Consider the following 16,663-nt stretch of genomic DNA (forward strand, 5'->3'; position numbering starts at 1 on the left):
AGGAACGGGAGGATTCAGCGGATAAATATTTGCCGTTTTTGCCACGTCAACCCCAAAAATCAATAAAATCGTTTTAGTAATGACGCTGCAATTTACGAATAAACCGCACTATTTTTGTGCCGATTACTAACTGACACTGTCGTGAAGATTTTAATAGTTGACGAGATGCATCCCTCCTTGTTTCCGATGTTGGACCAAGCGGGCTTGTTGTATCGTTATGAACCTACTTTCAAACGTCCCCAAATTTTGAGTCACATTGCTGAATATCAGGGGCTTATTATTCGGAGCAAAACTGTTATTGATGAAGAAGTATTGCAACATGCTCCTCTATTGCGCTTTGTGGCACGGGCGGGAGCGGGGTTGGATTTGATTGACTTGGAGGCCGTTCAACAACGGAATGTTCAGGTTTTTGCGGCCAACGAAGGAAACCGCGACGCCGTAGCCGAGCACGTAGTCGGGATGTTGTTGGGATTGTTTGCCAATATTGTCAAAGCGGACCGCGAGGTGCGGCAGGGAATTTGGGACCGTGAAGGAAATCGCGGAATTGAACTTATGGGAAAAACCGTGGGCCTCATTGGCTACGGGTTCAACGGCAGTGCCACCGCCCGACGATTGAGTGGGTTTGGTTGTCGAGTGTTGGCCTACGATAAATATTTGGTCAACTACGGCGACAACTACGCGCAAGAATCGTCGTTGGAAGAAATTATGGAACAAGCCGATGTCATCAGCCTGCACGTACCCCTGACCGCCGAAACCCGACTCATGATCAATGATGATTTTGTGGCAAACGTAGCGCGTCCGTTTTTTTTGCTCAACATCGCGCGGGGCGAAATTGTCAACATGGAAACCATCGTCAAAGGGCTGGAAAGCGGCAAGATTAGGGGGGCTTGTTTGGATGTGCTTGAAAATGAAAAATTAAGCACCTTGACGCCCGAACAACAAAAATCGTTTGAGTACCTCTGTAATTCGTCGCGGGTGATACTAACCCCCCACGTGGCAGGCTGGACGCAGGAAAGTTACGCGAAAATAAACGAGGCGTTGGTGAATCAGATTACGGCGAGCTTGTCGGTTGAAAAATAGCTGAGGCGTGCTGAGATTAAAAAATGACCAGTTATTTTGGGGATTATGTGTCCAAAAAGTTACGGAATCAATTCTAGGAACCTAACGTGAATATGGCCTTGAATACCGTATTTAAGCCAAGCCTGCAAGATAATCACTTGCGTTTTGATGGATTGATTCCTTTTTACTTTTTTCCCACTTATCAAAGGTCTTAACCAGCATACTCAACCTTGGGTTTTTGAGGAAAAAAGTACGGTGATTGTCTAAAAATCGCCAAAATAAAGCATCCCAAGTTGCCTGCCAGTCGCCTTTGGGATAGTCACTCATTTTCATCAAATAATTACTGCCGCTTATGTAGGGCTTGGTGGCCATTAATCCTCCATCGGCAAATTGACTCATGCCGTACACATTGGGAACCATCACCCAGTCATAGGCGTCGATAAATAGCTCCATAAACCAGCGGTATACCTCGTCGGGGTCAAACTCACACAGTAACATAAAGTTGCCGAGTACCATAAGTCGCTCAATATGATGGCAGTATCCTGTTTTTAGTATCTTTTTAATGGTGTCATCCACGGGGGTAATTCCAGTGCTAGCATCATAAAAACTTTTTGGGATTTTTCTGGTGAAGCCCCAATGGTTTTTGGTTCGTTCTTCATTTCCCTTCGTAATATAAACTCCTCTGATGAACTCCCGCCAACCAATTATTTGGCGAATGAACCCTTCAAGCGAATTGATGGGAACACTGTTGTCGCGACTATAATCTAAGGCCTGATTTACAATCTGGTCAGGTGTAAGCATACCGACGTTGAGCATGGGTGTCAGCAAACTATGATTGAGCAGCATTTCTTTGCGCAAAATGGCATCTTCGTACTCACCAAACTCGGCCATACGATGTTCAAGAAATTGGTTTAGCCATTGCGCACTTGCTTCGTATCCAATGGGGTAAGTTACGCTATCATTCAGACTACCAATATTGTCAGGAAAGTATTGATGAGTATAGCTATGAGCTTCCTGGGTATAGTTGTTTATTGGCGGGAACTCCACCTTTATCACCGACTTACCCTTTGGATATTTTTTTCGATTTTCTACGTCAAAAGTCCATTGACCACCGATTGGTCCTTCTGATGAGTCGATTAAAATTTTTCTTTTGATTCGTTCCTGTTTATAAAATTCAGTTTGAAAAAATTTCTTTTTATTGGGGTTGAAAAAAGGCGCTAATTCTTGAGATGTATTCAGAAACATGGGGGATTCCAGTATCTTAAGATTCATCTTTAGCTTTTCGCAACTGATTCTAATTCTTTTTAATAACCACTCATCAACAGGATCAATAATGACTAAAGAATTGACGCCTAGACTGTACAAATGATTGAGCAAGAGCCTAACGTCTGCTTCCTGTTGGTTAGCCTGAACATATTTTACAGAAAATCCCTTTTGGAGTAGGTAATTTTCGTAATATTTCATGGTTGCGCGGTGGAAAGCTATTTTTTGCTTATGAAAGTTGTACTGCTGAAAAAATAAAATTTCCTCTATCAGATAAATATCACCTTCAATGGAAAAGAGGGGATTAAACTGAAATAATTGGTGTGGAAAAACGAGCTTACAAGTTTGCATTCTTTAGGTTTATTTCAGTATGTTTCTGCGGACGTTATGTCACCATTCAATGATACCATCTACGTACGATTAGAGGCTTTTCCCAATAAGCACTTCGTATTCTTTGGGGATTGTTACGCCGTTAAAATGGTTCGTTAGTCCATAAAATATGAATATTGTCAAAATGAAACCCAAAGCCACGATGAGGGCAGATTGTTGGTTTGGGGTCAAACCCAAAACAGATTTTTTCATTTTTTTGTTATGAATCGCAGCAACATGTCCAAAAAAGGAAAGAATTGCCAGCCCATAATACGGAACAAAAAAGAGGTTGAAAGGAAATGCATTCAGGCCCGCTACTCCAAAATAAAAATTTGTGTCAAGTTGCAGAACGTGCCGCCCACCCAAAACGGCGCTTAAATGAATGATGAAAAAAAAGGCCAAGTAAAGCCCTGTCCAAATTTGAAGTTTTTCAAAATAAGAAACGGCTGTTTTTCTGTTAGTTTTGAAGAGCTTCAGGCCTGAAACAATTTGTGTAAATACGGCAAGTAATAAAATCGTTTCAACAAAGAGGTTACGATAAAATAATCGTAAAGTATTCATCATTTCGATGTGCTTTTCAGCGCCCCAAACGCTTAAAGAATGATTAAACAAATGAAGCCCTACAAAAAGCGTGATTGTCAGTCCTGATATATAATGAATTTTCTTTATAGTCATACCTTAGCGGTTTGTTTCGTCATTTACATATTCCAAAATATCACTTGGTTGGCAGTCTAATGCTTTACAAATTGCCTCCAAGGTGCTAAAGCGTATTGCTTTTGCCTTCCCTGTCTTTAAGATAGAAAGGTTAGATAATGTCAAATCAACTCTTTCAGAAAGCTCATTCAACGAAATTTTTCGCTTTGCCATCATCACGTCTAAATTTACAATAATGGGCATAGCTTAAATTGTTAAGTCATTTTCAGATTTCATATCTATGGCACTTTGCAAGAGTTTTTCAAATATTGCCGCAGCAGTTGTAAATACGATTGAAACAAAAGTAGCGACGATGCAAATGGCAAGAAAACCCGCAGGGTCGTCTTCTTTATGGTGAAATAGCCTTATGTATAGTCCTGCTAACACAATTAAAACACCCACTACGATAGCACAATACTTAATACTCTTTAATGTCTTAACGGCGTTTGAAGAGAAAACTTTATTTTGTCCAACGTATCCGAGTAATTTGAACGCCTTATACAGTGCAACAAAAAAAGCGATTGACGTTGCGTATCCATACAAGATAAACGGGTCAGAATAAATGCTGAACAAGTCTAAGTTTGCGGCTCTTCCCTCAGTTGAAGGGAACCGAAGCAAAATGACAAGTGCCACAATGCCGATAAGCACGATGACAGCCTGAAGAAATACCGCTGAAATTCTTTTCATGATGATTTTAAGAGATTGTTTTATGCTGCAAACGTAATAAATTTTTATTGATAAACAATAAAAATTTAGTGTTTTTAGGAAATTGCGAAAAAGTAGGGCCTTTTGTCTTATCGGAGTTGTCAGACAGTTAGGATTGGCTGGGTTGTCTGTTACCATGAAGGCTAACGTTCAAGGCTTTGCGTTCGGGCGGGATTTTTTGCACCACACTTGATACGAAGCACCACAGTTCAAATATAGCAAAAAGCGTCAGACGAAGCAATGAACCCCGCCTGACGCAAAACCGCTCTTAGCCGTTCGTTGTTTTATTTTGTCTTCCGTTTCTTTGATGATTTGGCGACTTTGTTATAGTCAAGGCATAAGTTTAAGAAAAATTCAAAGTCCATTCTGTCTTTAAACCCGTCTGGATTTATGTAGCAGTAGCCTTTGTATTCTTTACCTTTCATCAACATTGTCTCATAACCAACTTTTTCCGAAAGTTCTTCTTGTCGGCTTGGGTCAAAACGCAACATTAAATTTTCACCACTTACACAAACACAAGTTTTTCCGTTTGCCATAAAGTTTAGAACATTGAACATTTCTTTTTCTTCAATGTCTATGCCTGGTATTTCGGCAAGAAATTCTCTAACTCTGTCAGCAAGATATGGGTCATAAGCCATAAATGAAAATTATTTACGTGAATGAAGCCCTACTGTATTGCCTTCTGTGTCAATGAATATAGAGATAAAACCAAACTCGCCAATATTCATTTTAGGTTGTACCACTTTTCCGCCTGCTCCTTCAATTCTTTGTTCTTCAGCTATATTGTCTTCGGTCTCAAAGTATATAACTGTATTGTTACCACTTGGAACAAAATCTGCTTTCTCCACCAATGCGCCTGATATGTCGTGGCTTTCAGGGCTAAAAGGAAAGAATGATTGCTTACCCCATTCAATGGATGCATCTGTCAACTTTACATTGAAAACTGTTTCGTAGAATTTTTTTGCTCGGTCTAAGTTTGCCACATTGAGGTCAAACCAACCAACTGGATTTACATTTGCCATTTTGCTATGATTTTTAAGTTTTTGCACTATTGCGATGCAAAGGTAGAATCAACCAAAACGGCAAAATTGTAAAAATGGGACAAGGCTATTTTTTGTCAAAAATCAACGACATTTTTAGGCTGTCTCCGAAAAATTCCTTTGGTGTCAATCCCGTAAATTCCTTGAATTCTTTAATAAAATGAGCTTGGTCAAAATAGTCGTTTTCATAAGCCAAGTCAGTTAAACTATTAATCTCTTCGTTCAGTAATACTTTTAAGGTTTTCTGAATTCTAATTGTCTTTGCGAGTTGTTTTGGGCTTAAGCCAATAGCGGAAGAAAATTTTCTTGCTAATTGTCTTCGGTTAATATTATTGTTCTTTGAAAATACATTTACAGAAAATTGTCCATTGGTATTAAATATTGTTTCAACAGTTGATTTAACGATATTGTCAATTGTTTTTTTATCGGCCAATTTTTTTAAAAGAAAGGTCTCGATAATTTGGATTCTTTCAGATGTAGAGTTAGCGTTTAAGATTTGATTACCAATTTTCCTGCCTTCTTCTCCAAATAATATATCCAATGGAACCGCTTTGTTTTCCATTTCCTTCATTGGAATTGATGTAAACGGTAAAAACCCATTTGGTTTGAATTGCACAACAAAACTACCTGTTACACCAACGGGCTCAATCACATAGGGCTTTGTCAATTGTCCAATTAAAAAGCATTTTGGTAAAATTGTTATCTCGCCATTTTGAGAATGGTATTTATAAGTGTCGCCATAATGAAAAATCAATTTCATTGTTCCGTCTGGCACGATAGTGTTTTTGAGAGGTATATTTTCCTTTTCACCATCTAATGTCCAATACCGTATAACAAACTCTGTCAGTTCGATATTTGGCTCATATGTTTTCGGATTTAACTCCATTGTCAATTTTATGTACGTTGTCTTTTTACAATGAAGACTATTGGTTGTGTTTCTGCAGTGGTGCCTTTCGAAAGCCGCGTTCTGTCCCACGAAACTAAAAGTTGAACAAAGTTAAAACTTTAAACCAACTCGTCGCGGCACCATTACAGAAACATTTTGTTGCACGTTCATTTTTGTTTTAACTTAATTCGGTCGTAAATGCTCGTCCTCTTGATAAAGTCAAAGAAATTTGTCCTGCGTGATGAGAGTTATGGAAAAGAATATGTGAGAAAAGTCGCATTCTGGAAACTGTTCCAAAAAATGGTGTGTCAGTCGTCAAAGACCAATCCTCGTCTCTTGAAGTGTCTATTAAATTTTCAAGCATTTTATATCCTATATTAATATATAATTTACTTGTTTCAATTTCATAGTCCTGCCCTATGTCTTGTTGTCCCATCGTAGTATTTTGAATATTGGACGGAACACCAAGAAAGTAGCCAAACAAATTCATAGTTTCTCCAATATGCCTATAAATAAATCCGATAGAGGCAGTTTCATTATTTAACTTATATCTTTTGTTCTCGTTAGTCACTCTGTCCAAAGCATATGAGTTAGTAATCATATTTTGAAATAACATTTCTCGAAGTAATTCTTTTTGACTATTCATATAGATATTTTGTGTTTAACAAAATGACGCACAACGTTTCGGGGCTTTGCGTTTGGGCGGGTTCCAAAGCACAAATGCCCAATTTATTACTAAAATTCATTAGAAGCACAAAGCTCCAAGTTTGCACATCTGCCCGCCTGATGAAAACCTCTTGTTGAACAAAACCTTCGGTAGCTATCTTGCCTTAAAAGGATTAATTTTAATGCCAATTTAAACTTAAAATTGAGCATGACAAAAAAAGAATTCTGATGATCTACGTGAGAACAATCTTATCAATCGTGCCGGCCGAGAAGTGCCTGGCTCTGAGGAATTAATCCATCGTTTTGAGCGGAGTATTTCCATACTGGGTCGCAGTCCAAGCACCTTTAAAAATTATTCACAACATATTGCGGCCATATCTCTTCATTATGGCAAAATCCCCACCGAGCTTGACAAAGAAGAGCAGGTTCATCGCAGCGGCGCACCGTGAATATTTATTTATGCTCCAAAAGCGGAGCCCAACCCCTTCACAAACCTATTTCAAGCATATGGTTTATGGTCTTCCTTTCTTGCTCAAAACAGAAGGGCTTCCCTATAGTTATCTTCTTTTGCCTGCGATAAAAACGGCAAATAAACTGTCTGTGGTACTGAGTAAGCAGGAAGTTTGGGCACTGCTCAAAGCGTGTAGCTTACTCAAACACAAGGTGCTAATTGGTTCTGTTGTATGGATGTGGTTTGCGCTGTTTGGAAGTTCGGAGTGTAAAATTGGCCGATTTAGACTTTGACCGTCTCCAGCTAAAAGAAGTGCAGGGTAAAGGCAAAAAAGATAGATATGTGCCTCTTAGTGAGCATCTCATTCGAGGGCTTAAAATTTATATCTCAGCCGAAAGGCCCATGGAATACCTTTTTGGCGCAGTAAATATTGTAGACCGCGCGGGCGGTGATTTCGCTTCTCGTTACAGCCAGAAAGGGGTACAGTGGGCTGTGAAAGATGCCAGTTAAAAAGCGGGTATATTGAAGGACATACACGTACATACCCTGCGCCACACTTGCGCCACCCATCTGCTGGAAGATGGCATGGATATAATCAGTGTCAAAAACTTTCTGGTACATGAAAATATCGAGACCACGATGTTGTACCTGCTTGTAGCTCAGTTGAAAACCAAACCCGTTTTTAGACCACTTGACACGTTGTTTTCGCAGTGCAGCCTGTTTGGGAAGTAGCCCATGTGCTGGGTCGGCTGGGCGATGGCATTGCAGATTTAGCGTTAAATAGTTGGCAACTGTGCACCTTGCGAGTGATACAGCATGGCAGGACTTCGGTTATGGGTGGCCATAGGGGGCCGCCCGCGCGGTTGATGTGTTTGATGCCTGCGGCCACATTACTATCAGTTACAATTCTTGCCGCAATCGTCACTGCCCTAAGTGTCAAGGCTACAAGCGAGAAGAATAGATACAGTCACGAGAGGCAGATTTATTGCCTGTACCGTATTTTAACGTGGTATTTACATTGCTATATGAGTTATATCCATTGGCACTGCATTACCCCAAAGCGGTGTATGATGCGCTGTTTGGGGCTGCTTGGCAGGTACTGGAAACTTTTGGCAAGCAGAAGGGCTTGCAAATGGGCATAATTGCGGTGCCGCCACCGAAGGTTTCGTTCAATCCTGAACGCTTTCGGGAGTTTCATGGCTGGGCTTTCAGCCACCACGAAACCTTAGTTATTGGTGGCTGGCATTTTTAATTAGATGAATCGCTTTAACAGAATTGGTCTCCTATTGTTTTTGTAATTACTGAAGTTATTTTTCCTGTATGTTCAGTGGTTTTAGATTCAATAAGCATAATTAGACACTCTTTTTTTGAGGAAACTCTGTGTTTTTTTCCTTTATTTACAACAAACAAATCGCCTTTTTTCAATATCAGGTCTGGCTGATTTTCAATTTCCATTAGAAGTGTACCTTTTGCAATATAGAATAATTCATCTTCATTTTCGTGATTATGCCAAGGCACTTCTTGCCCCTTTATTTTTACGACTTTAAAATATTGGTCATTTACTTCACCTATAATCCTTGGTGAAAAATAGTTACCAAGACTTGAAAACGCATCTTTCAAATTCATCTTTTAAACAGTTTTCCTTTTACAATTTTACCCTCTCTTTTTGCCAGATAATAAAATATGATTCCAATAAGCAATAAAAAAGTTACTGTAAAAATGGAATCTTCAATTCCAACTGCACCACCTGTTAATAGTTCAGGGCCATTAAATTTGGATTGAATTATACTGCCCATATTATTTAGCCCCGAAAGATTTGAGCCATAAAATGGCTGTGAAAAATTCCAGCCTAAATGGAAGAAAAAAGGCAGCCATATTCTTTTAGTATAGATAAACATCATTGCCATAGTAAACCCCCAAATTAAAGTAAGAAAATGACTAAATAGGTTGAAATTTGGATTGAAAAAGTGTTGTTGAAGCTCAACTAACATTGCAATGACAATGGTTAGATGAGTTCCTAACCAATTTTCACAGACACGAACTATTAACCCTCTATGAAACAGGTCTTCTACTATGGCCGCAAACATTAAAAACGTGAAAAATTTGATGGGGTAGTGAGCTGTTGTAATACTAAATGCTTGATAATACCCTAAGACGTATAAAATGAAAATAACGAATGAAATTGCAAAAAAACCAAAGAAAAACCCTCCAAACATTTCTTTAAAAAAGTATTTTAGGGATAGCTCTGTTATTTCTCTTTTATCATAAAAACGGAATAAATAGTAATAAGAGGTTAATAAAACAATAAAAGAAATAATGTGAATAATTGGATTAGCAATATTTTTATCTTGAATAATACTATAAAAAAAAGGTTTCAAAACAAAGTTTTGAATTACGACAAATAGCGAAAAAGGAACGACAATGCCTACGATAATTTTTGTTATTGGAAAATGCAGGACTTTTTTAATTGATGCATTCATTGTTTCTTTTGATTTATTGTAAGTAAAATTTTATACAAAGAAAACTCCTTATTATCTTTACAGCAAGTACATACAATAAAGTAGCCTACATACTAAAATGATACTATTGTTGATTATCAATATTTTAAACTTATAAATAAATGAAGAATAATATTAAAAAGGCACATTGTGCAGTTGATTATGCTTTCCAACGAATAGGTGGAAAGTACAAGGGCCGAATTTTATGGATATTGAGAGATGGTTTTTTGAGATATGGGGAATTAAAAAGAGCAGTAGTGGGTATAACACCCAAAATGCTTACTCAAACGCTAAAAGAATTGGAAGCCGATGAACTAATTGTTAGAAAGGTTTATTTAGAAGTTCCACCGAAGGTTGAATATTCACTTACGGATACAGGAAAAGAATTAATTCCGTTTATTAGTCAAATGAGAAGTTGGGGTGAAAAGCAAATGTCAACAAATTGAAACTTACAATGCTGAGGGTGTTGGGATACGCTTACCACCAGCGGAGGGTAAATGTGTGCAGTCTGTTGGGCGAAGTTGAATAAAAAAGACAATATATATCAAGACTCATTTGTTTACAATTCAAGATTTTTTCAAAATCTTTTGCCATTGAGGCAAATGTTTCTCTTTAGAAAATTCTTTTCTTCTTTCATCATCTTGCCTCAATGTCCTGAAAATCTTTTAGATTTATGAATTGTAAACCCATCTTCTGCTTCGTCTTTTTTTATTCAATTTTGCCCAACGGTTTGCGTATTGACGATGGTGGGGCATTTCAAAAACGTCAGCCCAACATTTGCACAAATGATTAATAGAATTACAAATGTTGAATTTATAACTGTCAGTCCCACTATGGCCAATACAATGCTTAGCGGGTCGTTGTTTATTCATTTGTCTGTTTTAATTTCCATTTTTTTAGTCCGCCAATCAAAAACAGAAGTCCAATAAAAACTGCAATTAGTGAATAGGTTATTTCCAAAAACTGGTTTGCTTGTTGTTTTTCCAAGTCAAATATGAGTTCTCCAAATCCACGAAGTAGATAAATTCCTGCTATCATAAAAATCACTGGTTTCAAAAATGGAAGTGGTCTAAACTTATTGTCAGCCGAAAACCCATATAACCCAAAAATAAAAAATACGAATGTTACAAAAATTGTCAGTAAATACGGCAATGTAGAATGCGTTTGAGCAAGTTCTGTCATTTCTTTTCCAATTCCTGTTACTTCAAACATTTTGTCAGCCCAAAAAAGTCCAACTATATGTCCAATTGCAATAACTATATTTATGTACCCACCAAGTTTAAGCATATGTTATATTAATTTGTTCCAAAGTAAATAAGTCCGCTAATTAGCAACAGTAAAATCCATTGTCCAAGTTTAAAATAGTTTTTAGGAAACTGTTTTGAAATTGCAATTGTCAAAACCCAAACCACTGCATAGCCTAAAAAGTATATTGTTAGTATTTGCAAAAATAGTTTTTCGTTGTCAAAGTAGTTGGTAAAGTTAATCAGCCCGAGTCCGATTGTAGCAAAAAGTAAGTCAAACGAAACCCAATGCCAACCACATCTTGCCATGGTCCATTTTTCTCTTTTGTGAAAATTCTCATCATTTCCGTATGTCGGTTCGTTTACTTTTAGTTCTTTATCGCCAATAAAAGTGTGAACTACAAAAGCTAAAAGTGTCAATATGTTGGCTATTAAAATTAGTATGTTCATATTTTCTGTTTTCTATGTTTCTTTCCATTGCCGCTAACAGATTGGGGATTACCGAAGTCCCCTGAAATAGAGACCCATTAGGTCGAAATGAAAGGGGGTTTCGGTAATCCCCTGTTGTACGAAGTTGAGGTGGTAGGAAAAGTGGCCTAAAGCTCGCCAAGCCGGAACGAAAAAATATTTTGCAAATCTCAGATTTGCGACGTCTTTTTTCGTGGTTTTTGGCTAACTTCGCCGCTGCTTCAAAGCCTCTGGCTTACGCCCCCGCGAAGTTAGCCCAAAAACGGCACACCTGCTCCACAACTGGCCTAAGGATGATCCCACCTCGATTTTGTACAACGAACAGGTATTTAAGAAGGATTGGAATTTGAAAAACGGATGTTCAGTTACCTTCAAAAGCCAAATAGCATTCCAAAAGCGGAATTACTTCCGTCAGCCAGTCCTTATTAAATACCATGTTGGTGGCTGCTGCTACTTTTGCAATCCAACTGTCCGTACAATCATGAAATAATTTGAAAGCCCCATATCATTGTTATTTTTTCTCAAAAGTAATTACATCGCCATCATTACTACGGGCTGTATAAGTTATAGTAATGCCCTGATATGTTATCGTTTGGGCAACGCTCATTGTTGCTTGATGTTTTTTGGTGTCAGTTTCATTGATAGGCAAAACTTTCACGGCACCATTTCCAGAGGCTATACTGGCATCTACCAAGTAAACCAAAGGGCCTTCTTTTACCAAATTTTTGTCGTAGCCCAGCTTTCTTCTACTTTCCACCACAATCGTTGATTTGGTATCAATCGGTATAGTCAATAACTTAACACCCCCTGCGGTTTCGATAGGGGTCAAGGTAACAGACCCATTACCCACATTGCCTTGGCATACTATTTGATTATCATCCAACCAACCCAATGTCCAACGTTCCCAACCTAAAAATTCAGGAGCGATGCCACTAATCAAACCCATAAGGCTATAATCACCTACAAATCTATGCTGTGTTCCATTATAAGGATACAGATCGACAAGACCTAAATTATGCCCAAATTCATGAGCAAATAATAATCCTTTTGGCCAATCTTTCAATGCTTTACCAGAAGTGAAAGCGTTATTCACAAACTTGCCGTCCACATTGATTCCGCTTGCGTTACTGTTTGAGTTCCATGCGGCCGCACCTGCCAAGGGACTATTGTTTGGGTCAGTGACGACATAAACATGGCTATATTTAGAAAAATCAACTTTTGGATTTGCTAAGGAAATTGCCTCTTGGATATAAGCTTTATGGTCTGCAAAAGTAGAAAATGAATAAGAAGTACCTGGTTTGCTCATCCTGAACCATTCAAAGGTAGGTTCTAACTCTAACTTTAATTTGTTGTAAGACATTGTCTTTAAAAAATCTTCTGCTTCTGGTGAGATATAAGTATCAAAGATTTCTTTTGGAGTTTTCGTCGCAATAGCCTCGTTAAAATCAACAAAAATAATACCCACTTTCACTGTTCCAGTTGAAGGAACTCGATATTGATTATTGGTAAATCCGACCACAACAGGACTGTTGAATGTAGATTGTATCTTGCATGATGTTACGTTGGGGCTGTTAAATACGAACCCCGCCAATGTAGCATTTCCACTCGGAGTAGTTACAACGATGTCTCCGCTATTACCAGTACCCACGACCGCCGTGATAGTGGTGGCATTATCAACTTTGAATGAAGATGCAGCTACCCCACCAAACGTTACAGCTGTTGCCCCAGTGAAATTAGTACCTGTGATGGTAATGATTGAGTTGGTTGTTCCACTTTTGGTACTAATTGATGCAATGGTAGGAGGCGGATTCACAAAGGTAAACCCTGATAGTTTGGCAGTACCTGTCGGAGCAAATACTGTAACTTCTCCACTTGCTCCGATACCGACTTTAGCTGTGATGGTAGTGGCATTGACAACTGTAAATGAAGAAGCTGCCACTCCGCCAAAGGACACGGATGTCGTACCTATAAAATTTGCTCCAACAATCGTTATGTCGGTGCCAGTAGTTCCTGATGTAGGCGAAAAAGATATAATTTGTGTTGGCGTAGGTAATGGTGTTTCGACCGTTTTTTTACAGCTTGAATAAAGCAAACTGATTAGAATTAAGTAAAAGATTGTTTTTTTCATATTTGGGATGTTTATTAAGTTGATTTACAGTAGCCACCAACGTACAGGGCTTGTGGTCAGGTGGGGGTTTTGAAACTCGTTCGCCCGAACGTCTGCCGATGTAAAATACTGATGCTGAGTTACTTACAAATATTCAATAGGTTTCCGTCCGCCGAAACAAAAGTACATAAAATTACGAATGTTCAATTACTTTCGTCAGCCCCCACTTGCCACAAATCCATGTTGGCGGTAGTTTTTATTTTCTCGCAATGCTTATGTCCTGCTATAAATTGTCAAGTCGCAACTTAATGCAATAACGAAAGTGTCGCCAGTCTCGGAAAATCCAAATGCTCTTAATTCACAAGCACCATCCTTACAAATAAATTTCTTTTCTGTCCCGTCAGGCGATAATAAATAAATTTTTTGGACTAAATATTTCTCAAATGGTCTGTCGTCTGGTTCGGGTTCAGATATAATCAAAGTCCAATTGTCTTGTGTTGTCTTTGCTAAGTTGTCGCTGCCATAAAGTCCATAAGTCTTTATTTCAATATTTTCTAAAATGTCAAAACCTACGATTGAATTTGTCGATTGGTCGAATTTGTCCCACCAATTTGAATCATTGTTCAGTCTTGCAATTTTTTCTCCCGTTTTGCAGTTAAAGATTCCCTGTCCCTGACTTGATAAAACGATTAAAAAGTCTTCTTTGTCTGCGTACCCAATGTTTTCAAGTCCACCAATAGCAAAAGTGTTTTTGTGTGTCCACATGAGGTCTTTTTTTTAAAATTACTGCCAACGGACAGGTATTGCCGAAGGCGGGGTTTAGAATTGCTAATGCTTGGTTAAAGTACAAAAGTTTATAGAAATACCAAAAGTTTGGATTATGTACTGAAGCCCCGCTTTTGGCAATACCTTGTTGGCAGTAGTTTTATTCTGTCCAAAATTTTCCAATTGAATATGTTTTTGCTTGCCCACTAATAATCACTCGGTCTCCTTTGTCTTCACAATACAACTTCCCTAATCGTTCAGAAACTTGTTTGGCATAAAGTTCTTTTTTATTAAGTCTTTTTGACCAAAATGGAATTAAAGAACAATGTGCAGAACCTGTTACAGGATCTTCTAGAATTGATGCTTGTGGTGTAAAAAACCTTGAAACGAAATCGCATTTATCACCAACTGCTGTTACAATTACACCTCCTGGGTCAATATTTATTTGGTCGAATAATTGTCTATCAATTTCAATGTTTCTAACTTCTGTTTCATTTTCATACACCAAAACATAGTCTCTTGATTTTAAAATTTCTTTCGGTTGAATATTTAAGGATTTTGAAATTGTCGGTGGTAAGATGTCGACAACAGGCATTCTTGATGGGAAGTTCATTTTATATTTTCCATTTTCAATTTTGACAATTAAGTCGCCACTTAAAGTTTCAAACACAATTTTATCTTTCTTATAGTCAAGAATTGTCGCTAAACTATGAGCAGTTGCAAGTGTAGCGTGACCGCACAAATCCATTTCAATTTCAGGCGTAAACCATCGTAAATGGATTTTTTCTCCTTTGTCAACAAAAAAAGCAGTTTCAGCAACTGCGTTTTCTTTTGCTATTTTCAACAAGATTTCGTCTGACAACCAATTGTCAAGTGGCACAACACAAGCAGGATTTCCTCCAAAAATTGTGTCTGTAAATGCGTCAATTTGATATATATTATGTTTCACTATGTTCTGTTTAAAATTACTGCTAACGTTTTGCCGCTTTGCGAAGGCGGGGTTTTTCAGCACTAAACTTCATTAGATGCACAAAGCTTGAATTTAGCACTTCACAGTCATAGAAGCACGAAACCTCAGCTTTTGCAAAACGGCTGTTATACACCGTTTTTCTATTCTCCATTTGTTTTTACAAATCGATTTTTTATTATTTTCCATTCATTTATCAGACTGTCGAAAGCAAATCTTATGTCAGGCTGGTATCCATTTATCCCACCACAACCCACAGTAATTTCTGTTTTTTTTAAACGTATTCCTCTGCAGAAATGAAGTTTTCTTTTTCCTGTAAATCCTATATAACTAAAATTTATGTCAACCGTGTCCTTGGATATTATGTTGTGAACAATTCTTAAAACATTAATTGTCCGTTTCTCTTTTATTGATAAGTCAATTAATTCGTCTGTCGTCAGAAATTTATACCTGTCAGGCACGATTAAGTTTTTAATTCTGCTTCCGTATTCGTTCATTTCAACGTAATGCCATCCACTCTGCAAAAGCAAATCAATCCTATTGTTTAAAGCTTTCACATATAAACTGTCCAATATATCTGGTTCAATTTTATTTATGAGACTTCCGTCTTCGCCAAGTTTGTTTTCTTGTCCGAAAGTCAAAAATCCTATTAGTATCAATATGATTGTTAGTGTCGTTCTCAAAATGGTGTATAACGAAAAAGGCTTGGCGTTGTTGGGGAATTAGCATTCCGTCAGCCCATAACCAAAGCCCAATGATTGCAATATTGCTGATGTTTTATTCATAAGCCAAATTTATAACGTCAATCCCGAACTGAAGCACAATAAAGAACAAATGCTGAGGCAGTATTCGTCAAGCCCCAATAATGCTAAACCTAATGTTGGCTGCTGTGTTTCTTCTATTTGAGTTTCTCTTTTTTCAAAACTTCATCGAGAATATATGATTTTACAACCTCGTAGTTATTTGTTGGAACTCCATCAAAATTGTCATCATTAAAATCGTGGTGAACAGTTCTGTCCCAATAAACTTCATATTCAATAATTGGGAAATATTTCGGTGTTTCAGTTATCCAAAAATTTCCAAAACCACCTGAATATGCTCCAACAGGTTTAAAGTAACCATTGAAAATTCTTCCTTCAACTGTCTGAAACATAAAACTTCTCATTTTCAACTTGTCTATAGAAAATGGATTAATTATGTTTAGTCCTAAAAACCCAAAGACCAAAGTCAGACATATTATTGCAACAGATTTAGAATATACTTTTAAAACCCTATTGGTTTGTCCTGGTTTAAATGTAAGTCGGTAAGAATAAATTGCTAGAACTACTGAGAATATTATGTCTGTCCAATAACCGACAAAAGAAAAGTCTGAAATTGTAATAAAAATCAAATAGATCAAAAATAAACTTGGAATAATTACAGTCTTTGATTTCATTCTAAGTCGTAAATATTGTTAAAAGTGTCAAATAAGTAATAAGAAAT

General features: G+C 37.6%; 20 protein-coding genes and 2 pseudogenes. 5 read left to right on the plus strand and 17 right to left on the minus strand.

Going from position 1 to position 16,663, the window contains the following annotated elements:
- The first annotated feature begins 141 nt into the window (after nucleotides 1–141).
- On the plus strand, nucleotides 142–1,080 hold the full coding sequence (locus GVN20_RS23740; RefSeq protein WP_166560735.1) for a 2-hydroxyacid dehydrogenase: 939 nt from the start codon (nucleotides 142–144) through the stop codon (nucleotides 1,078–1,080).
- Between the two features lie 111 nt (nucleotides 1,081–1,191).
- Here GVN20_RS23740 and GVN20_RS23745 read toward each other — a convergent pair whose 3' ends face one another.
- From GVN20_RS23745 to GVN20_RS23780, 8 genes are all read right to left on the minus strand, one after another.
- A complete protein-coding gene (locus GVN20_RS23745) occupies nucleotides 1,192–2,673 on the minus strand; it encodes a cryptochrome/photolyase family protein (protein ID WP_166560736.1) in 1,482 nt (493 codons plus the stop codon).
- Between the two features lie 69 nt (nucleotides 2,674–2,742).
- A complete protein-coding gene (locus GVN20_RS23750; RefSeq protein ID WP_166560737.1) occupies nucleotides 2,743–3,366 on the minus strand; it encodes a hypothetical protein in 624 nt (207 codons plus the stop codon).
- A 3-nt stretch (nucleotides 3,367–3,369) separates the two neighbouring features.
- On the minus strand, nucleotides 3,370–3,588 hold the full coding sequence (locus GVN20_RS23755) for a helix-turn-helix transcriptional regulator (RefSeq protein WP_166560738.1): 219 nt from the start codon (nucleotides 3,586–3,588) through the stop codon (nucleotides 3,370–3,372).
- Nucleotides 3,589–3,591: 3 nt separating this feature from the next.
- A complete protein-coding gene (locus tag GVN20_RS23760; protein WP_166560739.1) occupies nucleotides 3,592–4,071 on the minus strand; it encodes a DUF2975 domain-containing protein in 480 nt (159 codons plus the stop codon).
- Nucleotides 4,072–4,373: 302 nt separating this feature from the next.
- A complete protein-coding gene (locus GVN20_RS23765) occupies nucleotides 4,374–4,727 on the minus strand; it encodes a TfoX/Sxy family protein (protein WP_166560740.1) in 354 nt (117 codons plus the stop codon).
- Between the two features lie 9 nt (nucleotides 4,728–4,736).
- Nucleotides 4,737–5,111 (minus strand): VOC family protein, encoded by a 375-nt coding sequence (locus GVN20_RS23770; protein ID WP_166560741.1) that lies wholly within the window; start codon nucleotides 5,109–5,111, stop codon nucleotides 4,737–4,739.
- An 85-nt stretch (nucleotides 5,112–5,196) separates the two neighbouring features.
- On the minus strand, nucleotides 5,197–6,015 hold the full coding sequence (locus GVN20_RS23775) for a helix-turn-helix domain-containing protein (protein ID WP_166560742.1): 819 nt from the start codon (nucleotides 6,013–6,015) through the stop codon (nucleotides 5,197–5,199).
- A 178-nt stretch (nucleotides 6,016–6,193) separates the two neighbouring features.
- A complete protein-coding gene (locus GVN20_RS23780) occupies nucleotides 6,194–6,661 on the minus strand; it encodes a DinB family protein (RefSeq protein WP_166560743.1) in 468 nt (155 codons plus the stop codon).
- A 292-nt stretch (nucleotides 6,662–6,953) separates the two neighbouring features.
- Here GVN20_RS23780 and GVN20_RS29610 point away from each other — a divergent pair, with 292 nt between their 5' ends.
- The 3 genes and pseudogenes from GVN20_RS29610 to GVN20_RS29800 form a co-directional block, all read left to right on the plus strand.
- Nucleotides 6,954–7,130 carry a hypothetical protein gene (locus GVN20_RS29610; RefSeq protein WP_206023356.1) on the plus strand — a complete coding sequence of 59 codons (177 nt, stop codon included), beginning with the start codon at nucleotides 6,954–6,956 and terminating at the stop codon, nucleotides 7,128–7,130.
- Between the two features lie 230 nt (nucleotides 7,131–7,360).
- Nucleotides 7,361–7,864: pseudogene (locus GVN20_RS29795) on the plus strand (tyrosine-type recombinase/integrase).
- A pseudogene (locus GVN20_RS29800) lies at nucleotides 7,843–8,282 on the plus strand (transposase zinc-binding domain-containing protein); the annotation flags it as partial. The pseudogenes GVN20_RS29795 and GVN20_RS29800, both read left to right, overlap by 22 nt.
- A gap of 116 nt (nucleotides 8,283–8,398) precedes the next feature.
- Here the strand turns inward: GVN20_RS29800 and GVN20_RS23800 are convergent.
- Nucleotides 8,399–8,758 carry a cupin domain-containing protein gene (locus GVN20_RS23800; RefSeq protein WP_166560746.1) on the minus strand — a complete coding sequence of 120 codons (360 nt, stop codon included), beginning with the start codon at nucleotides 8,756–8,758 and terminating at the stop codon, nucleotides 8,399–8,401.
- Nucleotides 8,755–9,612, minus strand: a complete 858-nt coding sequence (locus tag GVN20_RS23805) for a CPBP family intramembrane glutamic endopeptidase (RefSeq protein ID WP_166560747.1) — start codon at nucleotides 9,610–9,612, stop codon at nucleotides 8,755–8,757. The genes GVN20_RS23800 and GVN20_RS23805 overlap by 4 nt, the downstream gene beginning before the upstream one ends.
- Nucleotides 9,613–9,752: 140 nt before the next feature.
- Here GVN20_RS23805 and GVN20_RS23810 point away from each other — a divergent pair, with 140 nt between their 5' ends.
- Complete coding sequence (locus tag GVN20_RS23810; protein WP_166560748.1) at nucleotides 9,753–10,076, plus strand: helix-turn-helix domain-containing protein; 324 nt, start codon at nucleotides 9,753–9,755, stop codon at nucleotides 10,074–10,076.
- Nucleotides 10,077–10,494: 418 nt separating this feature from the next.
- Here GVN20_RS23810 and GVN20_RS23815 read toward each other — a convergent pair whose 3' ends face one another.
- From GVN20_RS23815 to GVN20_RS23845, 7 genes are all read right to left on the minus strand, one after another.
- Nucleotides 10,495–10,917, minus strand: coding sequence for a hypothetical protein (locus GVN20_RS23815; protein WP_166560749.1), 423 nt, complete (start codon nucleotides 10,915–10,917; stop codon nucleotides 10,495–10,497).
- A gap of 8 nt (nucleotides 10,918–10,925) precedes the next feature.
- Nucleotides 10,926–11,324 (minus strand): hypothetical protein, encoded by a 399-nt coding sequence (locus GVN20_RS23820; protein WP_166560750.1) that lies wholly within the window; start codon nucleotides 11,322–11,324, stop codon nucleotides 10,926–10,928.
- A gap of 529 nt (nucleotides 11,325–11,853) precedes the next feature.
- Complete coding sequence (locus tag GVN20_RS23825; protein WP_166560751.1) at nucleotides 11,854–13,470, minus strand: M6 family metalloprotease domain-containing protein; 1,617 nt, start codon at nucleotides 13,468–13,470, stop codon at nucleotides 11,854–11,856.
- A 252-nt stretch (nucleotides 13,471–13,722) separates the two neighbouring features.
- Nucleotides 13,723–14,214 (minus strand): hypothetical protein, encoded by a 492-nt coding sequence (locus GVN20_RS23830; RefSeq protein ID WP_166560752.1) that lies wholly within the window; start codon nucleotides 14,212–14,214, stop codon nucleotides 13,723–13,725.
- A gap of 160 nt (nucleotides 14,215–14,374) precedes the next feature.
- Entirely contained in the window at nucleotides 14,375–15,163 is a 789-nt protein-coding gene (locus GVN20_RS23835; protein WP_166560753.1) for a PhzF family phenazine biosynthesis protein, read from the minus strand.
- A gap of 161 nt (nucleotides 15,164–15,324) precedes the next feature.
- Nucleotides 15,325–15,864, minus strand: coding sequence for a hypothetical protein (locus GVN20_RS23840; protein ID WP_206023360.1), 540 nt, complete (start codon nucleotides 15,862–15,864; stop codon nucleotides 15,325–15,327).
- Between the two features lie 215 nt (nucleotides 15,865–16,079).
- Nucleotides 16,080–16,616 carry a hypothetical protein gene (locus GVN20_RS23845; protein WP_166560754.1) on the minus strand — a complete coding sequence of 179 codons (537 nt, stop codon included), beginning with the start codon at nucleotides 16,614–16,616 and terminating at the stop codon, nucleotides 16,080–16,082.
- Nucleotides 16,617–16,663: the final 47 nt, after the last annotated feature.

It is taken from the genome of Runella sp. CRIBMP (assembly GCF_009905605.1).
GTDB lineage: Bacteria > Bacteroidota > Bacteroidia > Cytophagales > Spirosomataceae > Runella.